At 31.3% G+C, this 17,762-nt stretch carries 17 protein-coding genes and 1 pseudogene; all 18 read left to right on the forward strand.

Features of this window, described 5'->3' with window-relative positions; genetic code table 11:
- The first annotated feature begins 2 nt into the window (after nucleotides 1-2).
- The 18 genes and pseudogenes from fabG to PLD14_01405 all read left to right on the forward strand — a co-directional run bounded on the left by fabG (nucleotide 3) and on the right by PLD14_01405 (nucleotide 17,724).
- Nucleotides 3-728, forward strand: a complete 726-nt coding sequence (gene fabG, locus PLD14_01320; GenBank protein HPR79840.1) for a 3-oxoacyl-ACP reductase FabG — start codon at nucleotides 3-5, stop codon at nucleotides 726-728.
- Between the two features lies 1 nt (nucleotide 729).
- Nucleotides 730-1,119: pseudogene (locus PLD14_01325) on the forward strand (3-hydroxyacyl-ACP dehydratase FabZ family protein).
- A 51-nt stretch (nucleotides 1,120-1,170) separates the two neighbouring features.
- Nucleotides 1,171-2,241, forward strand: coding sequence for a nitronate monooxygenase (locus tag PLD14_01330; GenBank protein ID HPR79841.1), 1,071 nt, complete (start codon nucleotides 1,171-1,173; stop codon nucleotides 2,239-2,241).
- Between the two features lies 1 nt (nucleotide 2,242).
- Nucleotides 2,243-3,184 (forward strand): nitronate monooxygenase, encoded by a 942-nt coding sequence (locus PLD14_01335; protein HPR79842.1) that lies wholly within the window; start codon nucleotides 2,243-2,245, stop codon nucleotides 3,182-3,184.
- Nucleotides 3,177-3,836, forward strand: a complete 660-nt coding sequence (locus tag PLD14_01340) for a lysophospholipid acyltransferase family protein (protein ID HPR79843.1) — start codon at nucleotides 3,177-3,179, stop codon at nucleotides 3,834-3,836. The genes PLD14_01335 and PLD14_01340 overlap by 8 nt, the downstream gene beginning before the upstream one ends.
- On the forward strand, nucleotides 3,826-5,373 hold the full coding sequence (locus tag PLD14_01345) for a biotin carboxylase N-terminal domain-containing protein (GenBank protein ID HPR79844.1): 1,548 nt from the start codon (nucleotides 3,826-3,828) through the stop codon (nucleotides 5,371-5,373). The genes PLD14_01340 and PLD14_01345 overlap by 11 nt, the downstream gene beginning before the upstream one ends.
- A gap of 4 nt (nucleotides 5,374-5,377) precedes the next feature.
- A complete protein-coding gene (locus PLD14_01350) occupies nucleotides 5,378-5,746 on the forward strand; it encodes an acetyl-CoA carboxylase biotin carboxyl carrier protein subunit (GenBank protein ID HPR79845.1) in 369 nt (122 codons plus the stop codon).
- Between the two features lies 1 nt (nucleotide 5,747).
- Nucleotides 5,748-6,275, forward strand: coding sequence for a biotin--[acetyl-CoA-carboxylase] ligase (locus PLD14_01355; protein HPR79846.1), 528 nt, complete (start codon nucleotides 5,748-5,750; stop codon nucleotides 6,273-6,275).
- Nucleotides 6,276-6,280: 5 nt separating this feature from the next.
- Nucleotides 6,281-7,819 carry an acyl-CoA carboxylase subunit beta gene (locus tag PLD14_01360; protein HPR79847.1) on the forward strand — a complete coding sequence of 513 codons (1,539 nt, stop codon included), beginning with the start codon at nucleotides 6,281-6,283 and terminating at the stop codon, nucleotides 7,817-7,819.
- Between the two features lie 12 nt (nucleotides 7,820-7,831).
- Nucleotides 7,832-8,029, forward strand: coding sequence for a 4Fe-4S ferredoxin (locus PLD14_01365; GenBank protein ID HPR79848.1), 198 nt, complete (start codon nucleotides 7,832-7,834; stop codon nucleotides 8,027-8,029).
- A 74-nt stretch (nucleotides 8,030-8,103) separates the two neighbouring features.
- Nucleotides 8,104-8,883 (forward strand): DUF4065 domain-containing protein, encoded by a 780-nt coding sequence (locus PLD14_01370; GenBank protein HPR79849.1) that lies wholly within the window; start codon nucleotides 8,104-8,106, stop codon nucleotides 8,881-8,883.
- On the forward strand, nucleotides 8,867-9,244 hold the full coding sequence (locus PLD14_01375) for a hypothetical protein (GenBank protein HPR79850.1): 378 nt from the start codon (nucleotides 8,867-8,869) through the stop codon (nucleotides 9,242-9,244). The genes PLD14_01370 and PLD14_01375 overlap by 17 nt, the downstream gene beginning before the upstream one ends.
- A gap of 50 nt (nucleotides 9,245-9,294) precedes the next feature.
- Complete coding sequence (argS, locus tag PLD14_01380) at nucleotides 9,295-10,857, forward strand: arginine--tRNA ligase (protein ID HPR79851.1); 1,563 nt, start codon at nucleotides 9,295-9,297, stop codon at nucleotides 10,855-10,857.
- 9 nt (nucleotides 10,858-10,866) lie between these two features.
- Entirely contained in the window at nucleotides 10,867-11,595 is a 729-nt protein-coding gene (locus PLD14_01385) for a nuclease-related domain-containing protein (protein HPR79852.1), read from the forward strand.
- Nucleotides 11,596-11,733: 138 nt separating this feature from the next.
- On the forward strand, nucleotides 11,734-12,303 hold the full coding sequence (locus tag PLD14_01390) for a hypothetical protein (GenBank protein HPR79853.1): 570 nt from the start codon (nucleotides 11,734-11,736) through the stop codon (nucleotides 12,301-12,303).
- Nucleotides 12,304-12,325: 22 nt separating this feature from the next.
- Nucleotides 12,326-12,685 (forward strand): hypothetical protein, encoded by a 360-nt coding sequence (locus PLD14_01395; GenBank protein ID HPR79854.1) that lies wholly within the window; start codon nucleotides 12,326-12,328, stop codon nucleotides 12,683-12,685.
- Between the two features lie 136 nt (nucleotides 12,686-12,821).
- Nucleotides 12,822-14,804, forward strand: a complete 1,983-nt coding sequence (locus tag PLD14_01400; GenBank protein ID HPR79855.1) for a site-specific DNA-methyltransferase — start codon at nucleotides 12,822-12,824, stop codon at nucleotides 14,802-14,804.
- Between the two features lie 4 nt (nucleotides 14,805-14,808).
- Nucleotides 14,809-17,724, forward strand: coding sequence for a DEAD/DEAH box helicase family protein (locus tag PLD14_01405; GenBank protein ID HPR79856.1), 2,916 nt, complete (start codon nucleotides 14,809-14,811; stop codon nucleotides 17,722-17,724).
- The last annotated feature ends 38 nt before the right edge of the window (nucleotides 17,725-17,762 follow it).

Genomic DNA, 17,762 nt, shown 5'->3' on the forward strand with positions numbered 1-17,762 from the left:
ATATGTTTAAAGACAAAGTTGTTTTAATAACTGGAGCGTCTCAGGGAATAGGTAGAGTAATGGCCTTAAAATTTGCTTCATTAGGAGCTAAGGTTGCTTTGAATGATATTCCTCAACAAGAAGAAAGCTTAAAAAAGGTGACTGAAGAAACTGGCGGCAAATACTTTTTAGCTGATGTTTCTAAAATGGACCAAGTTGAGAAAATGATGATGGATATTCAAAAAGAATTAGGCGGACTTAATGTTTTAGTTAATAATGCTGGAATAACTAAGGACAGAACCTTAGCTAAAATGACAGTTGAAGAATGGCAAAAGGTAATTGATATCAATTTAACAGGAGTATTCAATTGTTCTAAGGCAGCTCTAGCCCTTCTTATCCCTAGTCAAGGAAATATTGTTAATGTTTCTTCTATTGTTGGACAAAGAGGTAATTTCGGACAAGCTAATTATTCGGCTTCAAAAGCAGGAATAATTGGATTTACTAAATCAGTTTCCAAAGAGTTAGGAAGATTTAATGTTAGGGTCAATGCTGTTGCTCCGGGATTTATTGAAACTAAAATGGCAGAAGCTATTCCCGAAGAACTAAAAGTTATGGTTAGAAAATTAACTTCCTTGGGCAGATTTGGAAAACCAGAAGAAGTTGCTTCAACGGTAGTCTTTTTAGCTTCTCCTGAAGCCAGTTTTATTACTGGAGAGATAATAAATATTGATGGAGGTTTATCTTTATAATATGCTTTATTCAAAAGAACAAATTAAAGAAATAATACCATATCAAGATCCTTTCTTGTGGGTTGATGAAATTGAATCAATAGAAGGAGATACGATTATTGGTTTTAAGCAGACCAATTCTGCTGATGAATATTTTAAAGGGCACTTTGTTGATTTTCCTATTATGCCTGGAGTTTTGGTAGTCGAGGGAATTGCCCAAACCGGAACTTTATTATTAAGAGAAAAGATAGGAAAAGACCACAAGAAAAAACATCTTTTAGCTTATCAAGTCAGAAGTGCTTTGTTTTACGAACCAATTTGGCCAGGAGATAAAATTAAATACAAAGTTAAACTTTTAGGAATTTATAATAGTAAAATTGCTAATTTTTTAGGCGAAGCTTTTGTTGATGATAGTAGAAAATGTGAAGTCAGATTTAGTGTTGCTATAATGGATAAGAAAGAAATGGAAGAAAAGAAAACATTAGCTAGCGCTAATAAAGAAAATAAAGATGGCACAGTTAAACTTTTTAAATTGCCTAATTTAAAAATAGGAAATGTTTTTGCTAGATTGCCGATTATTCAAGGAGGAATGGCCGTTCGAGTTTCTTTACATAACTTAGCGGGTAATGTTGCTAAAGAAGGTGGAGTAGGAATTATTGCTGTTTCAGGAATGAAAGATACTGAAGAGGTTAAGGATGAAATAAGAAAGGCGAGAGATATTTCTGAAGGCAATGGAGCAATTGGAATAAATATCATGGGAGTAGTAGGAAGGTTTAAAGAATTAGTTAAGGCGGCAGTAGAAGAAAAGATAGATTTGATTATTCAGGGGGCTGGTTTTAGAAAAGATGTTTTTGATATTGCTAAAGAAGGTAATGTTCCAGTTTTTGCTATCGCTTCTTCAGCTAAAGTTGCTAAAAAAGCAGAGGAATCTGGGGCTTCGGCGGTTGTTGTTGAGGGCAGTGATGCAGGAGGCCATTTAGGATTTCCCGAGGGACATCCTTTCAGGCACGCCATAGATATTGTGAAAGAAGTAGTTAAAGAAGTTAAAATTCCCGTTATTGCAGCTGGAGGAGTTTTTAATGGAAAAGATATTGTTGAAATGCTTCGAGCGGGAGCATCGGGCGTACAAATGGCAACTCGTTTTGTTGCAACCGAAGAATGCGATGCTGATATCAAATTTAAAGAAACATATTTAAAAGCCAAAGAAGAAGATATCGTGATCATTCATTCGCCAGTTGGTTTACCAGGTAGAGCAATTAGAACTTCTTTTGTTGATAAATTATTAAAAGGTAATGCTCCTAAAGTTAATCTTGCTGAATGCGAAGGATGCATTGGTCCAGTTTGTGATAAAAGTTATTGTATTTTAAAAGCTTTAGAAAATGCTAGAAAAGGAGATTTAGAAAATGGATTAGTTTTTGCCGGAGCTAATGCTTGGAGAATTGATAAGATTGTTAAGGTGAAAGATTTAATAAAAGAATTAGTAGATGAAGCAGAACAAATATTAATCAAAGATTCTTTAATTAAGACAATATAATATGTTTGAAAATAATAAATTAACAAAACTTTTGCATATTCAGTATCCGATTATCCAGGGAGGAATGGCCGGAGTTTCAGAGCATGTTTTAGTGTCTTCTGTTTCTAATGCTGGAGGATTGGGAGTGATTGGTTCTGGTTTTGCTTCTCCAAATTGGTTAGAAGAAGAAATTAAAAAAACTAAAGAATTAACTGACAAACCATTCGGAGTTAATTTATTAATGCAGAATCCTAACATTGCTGATTTAGTTAAAGTTATCATTAAAGAAAAAGTTCCTGTTGTTTTAACTGGCGGAGGAAATCCTTTACCTATTCTTCCTTATTTAAAACAATCAGGAATTAAAGTTATTGCCGTTGTTCCTTCAGTTAGATTAGCTTCTAAAATGGAACAGAATGGAGTTGATGGGGTAGTGGTTGAGGGAATGGAATCAGGAGGACATATTGGAGAGAATTCAACTTTTTGTTTAGTTCCTCAAGCCAGAAAGGCTGTTAAGAATATTCCTTTAATCGCTGCTGGTGGAATATTTGATGGTGCAACCTTTGCTTCAGTAATAGTTTTGGGTGCTGACGGAGTCCAGATAGGAACCAGATTTATGGCCTCATCTGAATGTCAGATTCACGAGAATTACAAAAAAGCGATTATTGATGCAACCGATGAAGATATTACTGTCGTTGCTAGATTTACTGGCCATCCGATTCGTGCAATTAAAAACAAGCTTTCGGAAACAATTAAGAAAATGGAAGAAAAGAGTCCTTTTCCTGAAGAATTAAATTCAGAAAGATTTGCTGGAAATAAAGGTTCAGCCAATATTGATTTGACTCCTTTGTTGTGTGGTATTTGCGCCGGAGGAATAAATGAGATTAAAAGCTGTAAGGAAATTATTGATGAGATTATTAACGATGCTAAGAAGGCAATAAAAGAAAGCGAACATTTCTATGAATAAAGTTCTTTCAACAATATTAAAAATTACTTTAGCTCCTTTAGTTGGATTCCTATTTATCAAAGAAGTGAAAGGGAGAGATAATTTTCCAGATCGAAATGTGATATTAGCTTCTAATCACCAGAGTTATTTAGACATTCTTCTTTGCGGATACGTTTGTGTTCCAAGAAAGTATACTCATATCGGACAAGTAGATAGGGAAAATAAAGGATGGAGCGGTATTAGAGATTTACTTTATTCTTTAGCAGAAGTTATTCCGGTAAACAGAAAAGATGAAAATTCAAAGAAGCAAGCTTTTTTAAAAGCAGTTAAGTTTTTAAAGAATGGATATTCGTTAGTTATTTATCCCGAAGGAACTAGAACTAGGACCGGAGAAGTAGGGAAAGGTAAATGGGGAGTGGCTAAGTTTTTTCTTGAAACAGGAGTGCCGATTCTTCCGATGGGAATTAAAGGAGCTTTTGAATTATTTCCTCCGGGAGAGAAACCAAAAGTTAAAAGGAATATTAGATTAAATATTGGTAAGCCACTTTTCTTTAAAGAAGAATTTGAATTAGCTGAAGAAATGAATCGTGATTCAAAAGAGTATGAAGATATTTGTATTAAGATTACAGAAAAAGTAATGGAAGAAATTAAAAAGCTAACCTATGAAGATTAAGAAAATCAAAAAGATTTTAATTGCCAATAGGGGAGAAATTGCCTTGCGGATAATAAGGACGTGTAAAGAGATGGGAATTAAAACCGTCGTTCTTTGTCCTAATCCAGGAGAGGAAAAGAACTTCTTAGAAACTACCTTAGCTGATGAATACTTCTTTTTAGAAGAGTCTGGAGTTAAGGGGTATCTTGATATGAAGAAAATTGTGGAAATAGCTAAGAAAGCTAAGGTTGATGCGATTCATCCTGGCTATGGATTTTTAGCTGAGAATTGGAGATTTGCCCAGCTTTGTGAAAAGAATAAGATTAAATTCATTGGACCGAATCATCTTCTTTTAAGTAAATTTGAAGACAAGATTGAAGCTAAGAAGATTGCTAAGAAAATTGGTATTCCAACTTTACCAGCCAGTGATAAGCCAATCATGAATAAGAAAGATTTAGCCATGTGGGCTAATAAAATCAAGCCGCCCTTTATCTTGAAAGCTCAGAAAGGAGGAGGAGGAATGGGAATAAGGATTATTGAGAATAAAATAAACTTGGGAGAATTGTTTGCTATCTCTTTAGCTGTGCAAAGACAAATGGCTACCGCTTTTGCTGATGCTGATTTCTTTTTAGAAAAATATCTTCCCGAAGTAAGACATATTGAATTCCAGATATTAGGAGATGGAAAGAATGCAGTTCATTTAGGAGAAAGAGAATGCACAATCCAAAGAAGATTTCAAAAGCTTTTAGAAGAAGCACCCTCTTCTTTCCTTGATTCTAAAACTAGGGAAGAGATGGGTGCTTGGGCCGTGAAGATAATAAAAGAATTGAAATATAAAGGAGCAGCAACAGTTGAGTTCTTGGTTGATAACGATAAGAATTATTATTTCATGGAAGTGAATCCGAGAATTCAAGTTGAACATCCTATTACCGAAGCTATTACCGGAATAGATATTGTTGAGCAACAGATAAGGATTGCCCAAGGAGAATCATTATCTTTTACTCAAAAGGATATTCATTTCAATGGCTATGCTATTGAAGCTAGAATAAATGCTGAAGATTCACAGAGAGATTTTCAACCAACGCCAGGAATAATTGAAAAGTATTTTCCTGCAGGAGGACAAGGAGTATTCTTACATAGCTTTTTACATCATGGTCAAGAAATATATCCTTACTTCGATTCTTTATTAGCTAAGGTTGTAGCTACGGGAAAAACAAGAAAAGAAGCAATTAATAGACTAAAGAGAGCCCTAGACGAAATTATTATTCAAGGAGTTGATACGACTATTCCTTTTTTTAAATTATTATTAGAAGATAAGGATTTTAAAAAGGGAAACTTCAATACTAATTTTATAGAAAAGAGCGGAATAATGAAGGAGTTAATGTTAAAGCCATATTTAAAGAAGAAGATGGAAAAAAAGTTAGTAGAAGAACTGAATGAAGAAGAACTGGCTGATATTGTTTTTAATATCTACGAAAAGATTAAGAAGATCAATGGTTTTTCTAATAAATACGTTTCAAAGTGGCTTAATCCAGAGAAATTAAAGATGATTGATTAAAGATATGGATTTTAAGATTAAAATTAAAAATAAAGAATACCAGATTGAATTGAAAGAAAACTGTGGGGCAGTGAAGATTAAAATTGGAGGCAAAGAGTTTGTTTTTGGCTCAAATAAAGGATCTTTAATAGAAACATCTTCTATTAAAAAAGATTCTTTAAATAAGGGGATAGCATCTTCTTTATCGGGAGTTGTAACTAAGATTTTTGTCAAAGAAGGGAGCCATGTTAAAGCAGGTAATAAGTTTTTAACTTTATCAGCTATGAAGATGGAAAATGAGATTGTGGCAGAAAATGATTGTAAAATTAAAAAGATATTAGTTAAAGAGAATCAACAAGTTAAAGAAGGGGAAATCTTAATTATTTTAGAATAATATGCAAATAGAAAAGTTTAAATCAATTTCTTCAACCAACAAGAAAGCCAAGGAAATGAGCAATCTTGGTGTTGCTCCTTGGACAGTTGTTGTTTCAGAAGTTCAAGAAAATGGATATGGCCGAAAAGGGGAGGCTTGGTATTCTCCTAAAGGAGGATTGTATTTTTCTATTATTCTTCCTCGGGGAAATATCGATGATTTACAGATTATAACTATTTTAGCTGCCTTTATTGTTGCAAAAACAATTAAAGAATCTTTCAATGTTGAACCTTTGATAAAGTTACCGAATGATGTTTTATTAAATGGAAAAAAGATTTGTGGAATTTTAACCGAGAATGTTATTGGTAGTGACGTAAAACTTTCAGTAATAGGAATAGGAATTAATACTAATATTGAAAGTTTTCCTTTAGAATTAAAAGATATTGCAACTTCTTTAAAAATGGAACTAGGGAAAGAAGTTGATAATACGGAATTATTAGAAAAAATAATTACTGAATTAAAAAATCAATTCAAAATAATTAGTGAATAAATATTATGAAATTTAAAAAGGAAATAGAAAAATTGAATAATACTTTATCAGATATAGATAATTCTAAGTTGATAGAAAAACAGCACCAGAAAGGGAAGCTAGGAGCAAAAGAAAGAATCAATCTTCTTTTAGATGAAAATAGTTTTACTGAATTAGATGCTTTAATTGAAAGTCGTTTTTCTGGATTAGATTTGGACAAGAAGAAGTTTTTGGGAGATTCGGTAATTACTGGATTTGGTAAGATTAATGGCCGAACTGTTTATTTATACAGTCAAGACTTTTCTAAGATGGGAGGGTCATTAGGAGAGATGCATGGTAAAAAGATTGCTAAAATCATTGAATTTGGGCGTAAAACAGGCTGTCCAGTTATTGGAATCATTGATTCAGGGGGAGCGAGAATACAAGAAGGAGCTTCTAGTTTAGATGGCTATGCCAGTATTTTTAGAAGTATGGTTAGAGCTTCTGGAGTTATTCCTCAAATTAGTATTATGGTTGGTCCTTCAGCTGGAGGTGCATGCTATGCTCCCGGACTATCTGATTTCATTTTCATGACTGAAGGAATCTCTCAAATGTATATTACTGGTCCGGAAGTAATTAAAAGAGTGACTGGAGAAGATGTTGATTTTGAAGGATTAGGAGGAGCTTCTGTTCATTCTACTAAAAGCGGTTGTGCTCATTTTGTCTATGAGAACGAAAAAGATTGTTTTAATGGAGTTAAGAATCTTTTTTCTTACCTTCCTCAGAACAATACAGAAGATTCAATTGTTAATCAAGAATCTTCTGAAGAAATTAAAAATGAAAAGTTGTTAGAAATAATTCCTGAAGAACAAGAAAAAGGATATGACATTAAAGAAATTATTAAAGAGATATTTGATGATGATACTTTTTTTGAAGTTCAGGCCAAGTTTGCTAGTAATGCGGTAGTTGGTTTTGCTCGATTAAATGGAAGTGTGGTCGGAATAGTTGGCAATCAACCTAAATCAATGGCGGGAGTATTGGATATTGATTCTTCAGATAAGATTGCTAGGTTTGTTCGCTTTTGCGATGCTTTTAATATTCCTTTGATTAATTTAGTTGATACTCCTGGATATCTTCCGGGAACAAATCAGGAATATCAAGGAATTATTCGTCATGGAGCAAAAGTATTATATGCCTATGCTGAAGCAACTGTTCCTAAGATTAGTTTAATATTAAGAAAAGCTTTCGGCGGAGCATATATTGCTTTAGCTTCTCGTGAGTTGGGATATGATCGAGTTATTGCTTGGCCCTGTGCCCAGATTGCAGTAATGGGAGCAGAGCAAGCAGTAAAGATTATTTTTAAAAAGCAATTAGCTGATTCAAAGAATCCAGATAAATTAGAGAAAGAAAAGATACAAGAAATTAAAGATGGTTGCCTTGATCCTTTTTGTGCGGCTAAGTTGGGTCAAGTAGACATGATTATTGATCCAAGAGAAACAAGAAGTGTTTTAATTAAATCTTTAGAATCCCTAGCAACAAAAAGAGAGGGATTGATAACAAGAAAACATGGCAGTATGCCTTTGTAATTTTAAAAACAAATGAATTTATACAAAATTGATAAAGTGAAATGTCTTGGTTGTGCCGGGTGTACAGTCTTCTGTCCCAAAGGGATAACAATAATGAGTAATGGGAAAGCGAAGATTAAAAATAGTAAAGAATTAGAGAAATGCGGGGGAGAAAAGTTATGTCCCCGCAAGGCAATCATCAAAATAGAAGAAAAGAAAACCACTGTTTAATGACAGTGTTTTTTGTAAAGTTTATTTACATATCTATTGACAAAAATATTTACAAAAGTTATAATTAAGATAATATGATTGGTGAATTTATCTTAAATCAACGTAAAAAACGCAACATAACCCAAGAACACTTAGCTTCTTTGCTTAATATTTCTCGTCCGACTTATGTGCAAATAGAACAAGGAGAAAGAGATTTAACTGTAACCGAAGCACAGAAGCTTGCGGAAGTTTTTGATATTTCATTAGAAGATTTATTGAAAGGCAAAGAATCTAAAGAAATAAAATTTAAAATTGAGAAAAAAAATACTAAAGTTGAAAAAGAAGAAATTCGTATTAGTGTTCCTCAGGAAAAATTAGAAAAGTTTCGCCAAGTTTTATTATATATTCTTAAGAAAGTTGGTGGGAAACCTAATGTCGGAATGACTGCAATATATAAATTTTTATATTTTATAGATTTTGATTATTATGAAAAATACGAAGAACAATTAATGGGATTGAATTATATTAAAAATCATTATGGCCCAACTCCCTTATTATTCGATAATCTTATTAAGAAAATGATTGATGATGGGGAAGTAGAAACAGTGAAGAGTAAATTTTATCAATATCCTCAAATTAAATATTTGGTTAATCCGGAAGTCGAGCCAGATTTAACTGTCTTAGATGGGAAAGAAAAAGAGCACATAGATTTTGAACTTCAAAGACTATCTGATATGACAGCGATACAGCTTTCAGAACTTTCTCATAAAGATGTGCCATGGATGAGTGCAGAAAATGGCAAACCTATTAATTACGAATCGGTATTTTACCGAACTAGTGATACTTCTTTACGTGATTATGGAGAATCAGATTAATTATGAGGAAACAGATGATTTCCGCAAGGATTTTAAACGATTAATTAAGAAGTATAGAACTCTTGAAGAAGATTTAGAAGTTGTCAAAAAGAATACAATCGAACTCTATCATTTAAAAGGTATAGAAAATCAGAGTATTTTTCCTATTCCGGGTTTTTGTAATGAATCTTTACAGATTTGTAAGATAAAGAAATTTGCTTGTAAAGCTTTAAAGGGGCGAGGAGCTATGAGTGGAATAAGAGTTATTTATGCTTTTCATTTAACAATAAGTAAGGTTGAATTTATAGAAATTTACTTTAAGGGAGATAAAGCAAATGAGGATAAAGATCGAATAAGGGATTATTTAAGAAATATCAATTAATTTACATAGGTTTTCAATTAACTCCTTTTTTGCTAGAATATTGGTATATTATGAATATACGAGAAGAAATCAAGAATAATGTGTCTAAATCATTGAAATCTCTAGGATATGGAGATGAATTCATGATTAAAGTTTTAAAGCCTAAAGAGGCTTCTTTTGGCGATTATTCAGTCAGTGTCGCCATGGAAATAGCTAAAAAAGAAGGGCATAATCCTTTAGAAATAGCTTCTAAGATAAAGGAGGGAATTGATAGTAAATACTTTGATAAGATTGAAGTAGTTAATCCTGGGTTCATTAATTTTTTTGTTTCTAAAGAATTTGTTTTAGATGAAATTCAAGAGGTATTAAAAAAAGGAAAGAAGTTTGGAGATTTGAATATTTCTAAAGACAAGATACAAGTTGAATTTATTTCCGCTAATCCAACAGGTCCTTTAACAGTTGGAAATGGAAGAGGCGGTCCTTTTGGAGATGTTTTAGCTAATGTCTTATCAAAGACTGGAGCTAAAGTTGAAAAGGCTTACTATGTTAATGACTATGGCCAGCAGATATTATCATTAGGCCATTCTGTTTTAAAAGATGCTGATGCTAAATATACAGGAGAGTATATTGATGAATTAGCTTCAGTAATTAAAGAGACAGATCCTTACAAAGTAGGAGTTAAAGCTTCTTCAATTATTTTAGAAAGTATTAAGAAAACTGTTGCTAATTTAAATATTAAATTTGATGAATGGTTTTCAGAAACATCATTACATAATAAAGGAGAGGTTAAAAAGGTAATAGAGTTCTTAAAGAAGAAAGGTTTTACATATGAATCAGAAGGAGCTTTGTGGTTTAAATCAACTATGTTCGGAGATGAGAGAGATAGGGTAATAGTTAAAACCGATGGAAACAATACTTATCTAGCTGGAGACATTGCTTACCACAAGAACAAATTTGAAAAGAATAAGTTTAATAAAGTAATTAATATTTGGGGAGCAGATCATTTTGGCGATGTTGCTGGTTTAATGGCGGGAGTAGAAGCGATTGGACACAAGGGACAATTAGAAATCATTTTATTACAATTCGTTACTGTCATGAAAGACGGTAAGCCAGTGAAGATGTCGAAGAGAATGGGAACAGTTGTTTTAATGGATGATTTATTATCTGAATTATCTCCTGATGTAATTAAGTTTTTCTTTTTGCAGAAATCAAACAATACTCATTTGAATTTTGATATGGGCTTGGCTTGTGAACAATCAGAAAAGAATCCTGTTTATTATGTTCAATACGCTCATGCTCGTATTGCCAGTATTTTAAGGAGTGCTGGAGTTTCTTCTGTTAAGAAGATTAATAATGTAGCTTTGCTTACTCATCCGAGTGAAATTGAATTAATGAAAGAGATATTGAAATTGCCAGAGATAATCGAAGATACTTCTATTGATTATCAGGTTCACAGAATTCCTCAGTATGCGATTGATTTAGCTACAACATTCCACAAGTTTTATAACGACTGTCATGTTTTAGTCGAAGATGAGAAATTGAAAGAGGCAAGATTAGGTTTAGTATATGCAACTAAGATTACTTTAAAGAATACATTAGAACTAATGGGAATATCTGCTCCTGAGCAGATGTAGGGTAATAAAATGGCAAATAATAAAGATACATTCGTATATAAAACATATAAAAAAAAGACATATAGCTTGGCAATAATATTATTGATTATATCTTTTTCTCTTATTGTTCTTGGTTTTTATTTAATGTTTTTTAAAACCAAAGAAAATGCTTTTTTTCTTTCGTTGTTGGGAGTATTGGGAATAGCAGCAATTCCTAGTATTGAGAAAGATTTTGATAAGAAATTTAATTGGCTTGATCGAACTTGGGGTAAGGGAGCCAAAGCGGAGCTTGCTATTATGGGGGACCTAGAAAAAATGGAAGAATGCAAAGTAGTTAATGATTTTAAAATGGATAGAGGGAATATTGATCATATTTGTATTTCTCCAACAGGTATTTTTACTCTCGAAACTAAAGGCAGTGATGGAATTGTTTCATATGACAATAAAAAATTAAAAATTAACGGTAAAGAGCTTGAAAAAGATTTTTTACATCAAGCAAGAAAAGAGTGTTTTTTCCTTGATAATTTAATAAAAAAAGAGTTAAATAAAAATTACTTCATTATTCCAATTTTAGTTTTTGCAAATGCTAAAGTTGATACAAAAACAATATCTGGTCCAATAGAGAATGTGTGGATATGTCAGAGGGGATTCGAATGTAAAGTGATAAGAAAAAATAAGGATATTTTAACTAACGAAGAAATGAGCAATGTTTATAAATTTTTGTTAAAAACAAAAGAATTTGAAAATAAAAAAGTTTAAATAAAAAGTCTTAGAAGTTATTAATATGATGACAATTAATGAAATGAAAGATTTATGATTTGAGAGTATTTTAGGAAAAACCATTAAGGAAATAACTGGCTCGAATTTTATCGATCGATATTCTTATAAAATTAAATTATGGATAAAGAAGATATAATAGATTATTTTTTAGGGAACATATTTGAGGCGGAATCTGCCTATTATGCATGGCGAACAAGTAAATTTATTGAAAAAAAAGAATCAATAGAACGAATCAATAAAATTAGAAGCTTACATGCAGAATTTTTTTCCATTTCAACTAAAGCTCTACTTATAATGTGGGTAATACTTATATGTCATATTGACGACAAAAGAGACGATTCTATCTCTTTAGATAAGGCAGACAAGGAGGGCTATAAAATTTTTTTTGAAGAAAATAAAAAAATAATTGAGGAAATTAAAAAAGTTAGACATAAAGTATTTGCACACAAAGAGATAAATGACGGAATTGAGAAAATAATGATTCCTCCTATTGATGAATTAGATTGTTTTTTCGAAAATTTAGAAAAGTTTTATAATGAATTAAGTTATAAAATTAAAAAATCTAGCGTAATTTTTGACAATGCTCATGATTTCGATAGGTATTTAGAAGATTTGTACGCAAATCTAGAAAGAGGAGAAAAATTAAGAATAGATGAAATTAATAAAGAATACGGAATAATATCTTAATGTTAAAAAATAAACAATAAACATGCCAGCAATAAAAGTAACCAATTCTAGTAATTTTATAATTAAGAATAGTAAATTTTACGGATTTGAAACAGACATAGAATTAGAAAATGTCGAAGGTTTTTTATCTGAGAATAATCAATTTTCTAGAGATAACAATCCTGTGTTGTTGCTTGAGAAGCTCTCTGATGAGATATCAAAATCAAAATTAGATGATTGCCTAAAACAAACATTGTCTAGAGAAATAATAGAGACATTATCATCTAGAAAAATGATTAAAGAAGAAGAAGTAAAAATAAAGAATTATATTGGTGATAAGGCTGTAGATATATTTACTCAGCTTGTAGCAGCAGTGCTAGCTGGATTGATAATTAAACCGTAAAAAATGTTCCAAGTTCGTTCCATTTTCCTAGCCAACCAATGAGGGGCTCTAAGAGACCAAGTTACCGGTAGGGTAAGCGGTTTTTGTCTAATTTGATTTAAAGGTCTATTTATCTTATAATGTTGTAAAGTAAATTATGGATTCGTTAATATATCAATTACCTAAAATAGTAGACGAGGGAAAGAAAGAAGTTGAAAAAATACTAGAGAGACTTTCTAGTTCTAATAGATTATCATTACAAACAAATGAGTTGGTTTTGCCGTCAAAAGATAATAATAATTTGTGGAGTGGTAGAATTCCACAACAAAAAGAAAATGATTGGATGAGTCGTTTAATATACGGAGATAATCTATTGACTATGCAGGCTCTTTTAATTGGAGACAAAGAAAGTGAACTACCGTCAATGAGGGGAAAAATTGATTTAATATATATAGATCCTCCTTTCGATAGTAGAACGGATTATAGAACTAAAGTAAAATTACCTGGAGTAGACCTAGAGCAGAAACCCACTGTCATTGAACAGTTTGCTTATGCTGATACCTGGAAAGATGGCACAGTTTCTTATTTAAAAATGTTATATCCTAGATTAGCATTAATGAAAGAATTGCTATCAGAAAAGGGATCTATTTATGTTCATATTGATTGGCATGTTGGACATTATGTCAAAATTTTATTGGATGATATTTTCGGTAAAAATAATTTTAAAAATGAAATACTCGTTAATAGAATTAAAAAATCAGATAAAAATGCTAAAAGATTTAATTATGCGACTGATTCAATATTTTTTTATGGTAAGAGCCAAGAAATTAATTTTAATTCTATAATTAAAAAATTAGAATCAATAAAGGATGGTTATTTTCATTCTTTAGACGCTCCCGGACAAGGAGACGCTAAGTATTTTTTTGGTAAACTAATATCTCCTCCTCATGGAAGACATTGGGCATGGGAACAATCTAAGATAGACGAAGCAATAGAAAAAGGCTCGTTAAGATTAAATCCAAAAACAGAAAAACCAGAATACTGGATAGAACCAACAGATGAACAACTTTTGGATTCTAACTGGACAGACATTTCAGCATATTCTTTTAATTTTGATTATAGTACAGAAAAAAATATCAAAGTTTTAGAAAGAATTATTAAGGCATCTTCTAGTGAGGGAGACATTGTTGCTGATTTTTTTGCTGGTTCAGGAACAACTGGATCTGTGGCCGAAAAACTTAATAGAAAATGGATAATGGCAGACTTAGGCAAGCCAGCAAATTTAATAATGAGAAAAAGACTAATTGATCAAAATGCTAAGCCATTTTTATATCAATCTATAGGAGATTATCAAAAAGAGGCTCTTGCTTCTTCGGGTCTTTATCGTCGAATTGGTGATTTATCTACAGTAGTAGCTCAACTTTATGGATCAATTCCTTTTACTGAAGAACAAAATCCCAATAGAAATCTTGGATATATAAAAGATAGTAGAACATTAGTAATGGTTGATTCTCCTAACAAGTTAACTGGTTTAGCCACACTGAAAAAAGCAATTGAATATAGAAATTCATTTATGGGGGGATGGAATAAAGTTGTAGTCCTTGGTTGGAATTTTACCTACGATATTACTGAAGTGATTCAATCTTTAAATGATAACAAGTTAGAAGTTTTAGTAATTCCACCTGATTTACTTGATCAGCTTAAAACAAAGTCTAGTTATAAAGATTTAATCGATAGTAAAAAAATTAGATTTTCTTCTTTACAGTATTTAACTTTGAAGCCAATAATTATAGAATCTATTTCTGAAGCCGAGGAAAAATTAAAGATAGAGCTAGGTGATTATGTCTTGTTGTCTCCAGACAATATTCCTCTTGATGAAAAAGATAAAGATAAACTTAAGGAGATAATAGCTAAAGATCCTCTGTCTCTAATTGAGTATTGGAGTATTGATCCTGATTATGATGGAGAAACTTTTCGTAGTAAGTGGCAAGATTATAGAGAAAACATAGAAAATGATAGCGATCCCTATCACGTTATTTCCAAAACATCGCTAATCGTTCTTAAAAAGAAAGATAGGAAAATTTGCGTTAAGGCAGTAGATGTTTTTGGTTTTGAAAGTATTGTAATAGAAAAATTATAACTTTATGCCATCACCAATAAGTATAGGAACAAGGGATATACCATTAAAGATTGCAAAAGAATTAACTGATAAAGTTAATGCTTCTTGGGATAATGGAGAATTACTCTCAAAGGTTTCTTTAGTTACTCAGGATTTGTTAAAATTTTGGTTTAAAGAACCACATATCGAAACTAGATATATTAACTTCAATCAAGGACAAAGACAGGCTATTTTAAATGCAATATATTTGCACGAAATTTTGAACGTTAAGGCAGTAAAGGATATTTATGAAAATATTAATCCAGACTTGCTTTCAGAAATTGATATAGTCGAATTAAAAAAAGATAAATACGAAATACCAAAATATGCCATAAAAATGGCTACTGGAACTGGGAAAACATGGGTTATGCACGCCTTGCTTATATGGCAATACCTTAATGCTAAATATGAATTAGAAAAAACAGATAAATTTACTAAAAACTTTTTATTAGTGGCTCCTGGTATTATCGTTTACGATCGCTTACTTGATGCTTATCTCGGAAAAGAAGATATTAATCAAGAAAGGCATTTTGAAGAATCTGATTTTTATAAATTTAAAGAGCTATTTGTGCCTTCTCAGTATAGAGATGATGTTTTTGGATTTGTTCAAAATAGTGTCGCCAAAAAGCATGAAATAGGAAATAAAATTACAGGAGATGGAATGATAGCCATAGCTAATTGGCATTTATTTTTAGATAAAGAAGAAAGGGATAGTAATGATTTTCCGTTGGACGATCCCAGCTCAATCATTAAAGTATTAAGGCCTATTAGTCCTGGGGTTTCAGGCGGAAACACATTAGATTCTCTAGATGCTAATTATTTAGGAGGCAAGGAGGTAGATTTTTTATCTAATCTTAAAGATTTAATGGTAATAAATGATGAGGCTCATCATATTCATGAAAATAAAATATACGGAGAGGTTAAAGAAGTTGAATGGCAAAAAAGTTTAAATAAAATATCAAAAAATAAAGGGAATCAATTCATTCAAATAGATTTTTCTGCTACGCCATATGATGTTACCGGTAGCGGACAAAAAAGAGTTAAACATTATTTCCCACACATTATAGTAGATTTTGACTTAAAAGATGCTATTAGGAAGGGATTAGTTAAGATTATTGCTATCGATAAAAGAAAAGAAATAACTGATATAGTCTTAGATTATAATGCTATAAGAGAAGGCAATAATGTTATTGGATTATCAGAAGGACAGAAGTTAATGATTAGGGCCGGAATAAATAAATTAAAAATTTTAGAAAAAAATTTCATAGATTTCACTAAAGATAAGGATGGCATTTCTGATAAACATCCTAAAATGCTTATTATGTGCGAGGATACTAAAGTTACTCCATTTGTAGTAGAATTTTTGAATGAAGAGGGATGGTCAAATGAAGATGTCATAAGAGTTGATTCTGATAAAAAGGGAGATATTTCCGAAACAGAATGGTTAGGATTAAAACAAAAATTATTTAATATAGATAAGCACGAAAAGCCCAAAATTATTGTCTCAGTTTTAATGTTAAGAGAAGGATTTGATGTAAGTAATATTTGCGTTATTGTTCCTCTGCGCTCTGCTTCAGCTCCAATATTATTAGAGCAAACTATCGGCCGCGGATTAAGACTTATGTGGCGTGAGCCAGAATTTTTAGAAATTAGACAAAGTAATCTAAAAAGATTATTAGTTGATAAAAAAGAACCAGAAAATTATATTGATTTATTGACAATTATCGAGCATCCGTCTTTTATCCAATTTTACGAAGAATTCTTAAAAGAAGGGCTTATTGGTGAAATCGAAAAAGATCCAAAAGACAGGGAAGGAGTTCTTGGCGATATCATTAAAGTTGGGTTAAAGAAAGATTATAAAAAGTACAATTTATATTGGCCATCAATAATTAAAGACTCAGAAGAAGAGCTGATTAATGGAGACATAAATATAGAAAAATTAGAACCATTTTCAGCTTATCATTTAGAAAATCTGCAGCAATTTTTTAAAAAAGAAGGCGAAAGTTTCGTTTCAGAAGAGTTAACCGTCAAAACAAGATTTGGAGAGTACGTCGTAGATGCTAACCTATTTAAATCACAAAGCTACAATGAATATTTAGAAAAAATACTAAATGTTATTATCAATAGAATGGTAAAGGTAGGGAACAGAAAAACAAAATCTTTTCCTGTAATGCAAATTAATAATTTAGAAGTAGTCAGAGCTGTTGATAAATATATAAGAAATAGACTGTTCGATAAACCATTTGATCCATTTATCGATAATAATTGGAAAGTACTTCTTCTCAAAAATGGGATTGTTACTCAGCACATAATTAAAGAAATTGGTAAATTAATTATGGACATGCAGAATAATACCAGTATCAGTGAGGCGATAATAGAAAAAAGATATTTTTCAGAAATTACTGATTTAAGAGTTAGAGAAAATTATTCTTTAGAAATAGTCAAAACAATTTATGAAAGATTGCCGTACCCGTCAAATAAAGGAAGACTTGAAAAGGCCTTAATGGAATATGCAGATTCTGACTCTAAAGTCGAGGCTATTATGAAGATTAATGAATATTATCATAATTTTGCCAATATTATTTATATACGAACTGATGGATTTTTATCTTTTTATTATCCAGATTTTATTATAAAAACATCTGATAATATTTATCTTCTTGAGACAAAATCAGATAAAGATTTAAACGACCCTAATGTTAAACAGAAACAATTAGCTACCCTCGATTGGATTAAAAGAATTAATGAGCTTAAGCTAGAAGATAGAATGGATCGTAAATGGGAATATGTTTTACTCGGGGAAACCCATTTTTATGGATTAAGAGATAATAATGCCTCCATTGATGAAATTTTTCAATTAGCAAAAATAAATGAATCTAAAGTTTTCGGTAAATTAATTTAATAATTAAAACATAGATTATTTTTGTAGAATTTATTATA

Source organism: Candidatus Pacearchaeota archaeon (assembly GCA_035404185.1).
Classification (GTDB): domain Bacteria; phylum Patescibacteriota; class Minisyncoccia; order Minisyncoccales; family Minisyncoccaceae; genus UBA2211.